This is a genomic window from Flavobacteriales bacterium (assembly GCA_026129465.1).
Lineage (GTDB): Bacteria > Bacteroidota > Bacteroidia > Flavobacteriales_F > PHOS-HE28 > PHOS-HE28.
In genome coordinates this window covers 1-2,368 of record JAHCIA010000004.1, presented here as the reverse complement: position 1 = coordinate 2,368, position 2,368 = coordinate 1, and the positions used below count along the sequence as shown (strand labels likewise).

Sequence of the window (2,368 nt, the reverse complement as noted above, 5' to 3'; positions counted from 1 at the left end):
AGTTTCCCGCGCTGTGGGGATGGTCAAGTGGTGGGTTTTTCCTTTCGCGTTTTCGGCGCTGCAGCGCTTGCCCTGAAGCGGAAGCTGTCGTTGCCGGTCTCAAGGATATGGCAGTGATGGGTGAGCCGGTCGAGCAGCGCCGTGGTCATCTTGGCGTCGCCGAACACGCCGGCCCATTCGCTGAAGCTGAGGTTGGTGGTGATGACCACACTGGTCTGCTCGTAGAGCTTGCTGAGCAGATGGAACAGCAGCGCACCGCCTGACGGGCTGAACGGCAGATAGCCCAGCTCGTCGAGGATGATCAGGTCGAGCCGCAGCAGACGCTCGGCCAGCTGTCCCGCCTTGTTCAACGCCTTTTCCTGCTCGAGTGCATTGACCAGGTCGACGGTGGCGAAGAAGCGGACCTTCTTGTGGTGGTGGCGGACCGCCTGGATGCCGAGGGCTGTGGCAACATGGGTCTTGCCGGTGCCGGGACCGCCGATCAGCACCACATTGTCAGCGCCTTCGATGAAGGTGCCGCGATGGAGCTGCTGGACCGCGGCCTCATTGATCTCGCTGGAAGCAAAGTCGAAGCCGGTCAGGTCCTTGTAAGCGGGGAAGCGAGCGCCTTTGAGGTGATAGGCGATGGACCTGACCTCCCGCTCGGCAAGTTCGGCCTTGAGCAGTTGGGACAGGATCGGCACGGCGGTATCGAAGGCGGGCGCACCCTGTTCGATCAGCTCGTCCACGGCCTGAGCCATGCCATACATCTTGAGGCTGCGGAGCATGACCACAACGGCGGCGCTGGCGGGATCATGACGCATGGCGAACATCCTTGCCACGCAGCGTGTCGTAGCGCGCAACGTTGGCTTTGGGTTCCTGGCGCAAGGCCAGAGCCTGAGGCGCATCGATTAGCGCAACCGCAGTCTCTTTGCCATCGACCAGTCGATGCAGAAGATTGAGGATATGGGTCTTGGTCGGAACGCCGGCATCAAGAGCAACCTCGACGGCACACAGGACCGCCTGCTCGTCGTGCTGCAGGACAAGCGCCAGGATCTCCACCATCTCCCGATCGCCACCCGGTCGCTTGAGCAGGAGCCCCTGCAACCGCCGGAACGCCTCAGGCAGATCAAGGAACGGCGCCCCATTGCGCAGGGCGCCAGGCTTGCGCTGGATCACGGCCAGATAGTGCCGCCAGTCATAGACCGTGCGGCCCGGCTGGTGATGTGACCGATCGATGATGCGCGCGTGCTCGCACAGGATCTGGCCTTCAGCCACGACGAGGATCCGCTCAGGATAAATCCGCAGGCTGACCGGGCGGTTCGCGAACGAGGCTGGCACGCTGTAACGGTTGCGCTCGAAGTGCACGAGGCACGTCGGGGTCACGCGCTTGGTCTGTTCGACAAAGCCGTCAAAGGGTCGCCCCAGGGGCATCAGGCTTGTAACCTCACCGGCATGCGCATCGGCCACGCTGCCTGGAAGGTTGCCATGCACGATCTGGCCCCATTGTGCGATGCATCGCTCTTCGAGCCAGACGTTCAAGCCATCGAGGTCCGCGAAGTTGGGCAGTGGCTGCCACAGGCGCCGGCGGGCATCCTGCACGTTCTTCTCGATCTGCCCCTTCTCCCATCCTGATGCCGGATTGCAGAACTCGGGCTCGAACAGATAATGGCTGGCCATCGCCGCGAACCGGGCGTTGACCTGCCGGGCCTTGCCAGAGCCGATCCGGTCGACCGCCGTCTTCATGTTGTCGAAGATGCCGCGACGGGGAACACCGCCAAGAACCCGGAACGCCTGGGTCATCGCGTCGAACAGCATCTCGTGGGTCTGCAGTGGGTAGGCCCGAACGATAAACGCCCGGCTGTGCGACAGCTTGGTATGGGCCACCTGCAGCTTGGTGCGCTCGCCGCCCAGGATCGCCCAGTCTTCGCTCCAGTCGAACTGGAAGGCTTCGCCCGGGCCGAACACCAGCGGCACGAAGGTGCCGCGCCCGCTGGTCTGTTGCTCGCGCTGCCGATCGCCCTTCCAGGCCCGCACGAAGGCCGCGACGCGTTCATAGGACCCCTCATAACCCAGCACCACCAGATCGGCATGCATCTGCTTGGCCGTGCGCCGCTGCTTGCGCGATTTACCCGCTTCCACGCGCAGCCAGTCGGAGAGCTTCTGCGCAAAAGCGTCCAGCTTGCTGGGCCGCACCGGGACCCTGAACTTGGGATCCACCGTGTCGGCCCGCAGATACTTGCGAATGGTGTTGCGCGATAATCCAGTGCGCCGCTCAATCTCCCGGATCGGCATCCCTTCACGGAAATGCCAGCGCCGGATTACGCTCAATAACGCCATGTCGATCACTCCAATGTCCCCCGGCCAACAGCCTGGGAACGATCAAAAC

At 63.3% G+C, this 2,368-nt stretch carries 2 protein-coding genes; both read right to left on the bottom strand.

Translation table 11 applies throughout. The annotated features are described in order from the left end of the window. Positions 1–23 precede the first annotated feature (23 nt). Positions 24–803 (bottom strand): IS21-like element helper ATPase IstB, encoded by a 780-nt coding sequence (gene istB, locus KIT10_16280; protein ID MCW5900816.1) that lies wholly within the window; start codon positions 801–803, stop codon positions 24–26. Beyond that, a complete protein-coding gene (gene istA, locus KIT10_16275; GenBank protein ID MCW5900815.1) occupies positions 793–2,319 on the bottom strand; it encodes an IS21 family transposase in 1,527 nt (508 codons plus the stop codon). Before istA ends, istB begins: the two co-directional genes overlap by 11 nt. Positions 2,320–2,368 lie beyond the last annotated feature (49 nt).

What these genes read in the sequence shown, in the direction of transcription:
- istA (MCW5900815.1), bottom strand. Translation starts at nt 2,319, where the DNA reads ATGGCGTTATTGAGCGTAATCCGGCGCTGGCATTTCCGTGAAGGGATG.
- istB (MCW5900816.1), bottom strand. Translation starts at nt 803, where the DNA reads ATGCGTCATGATCCCGCCAGCGCCGCCGTTGTGGTCATGCTCCGCAGC.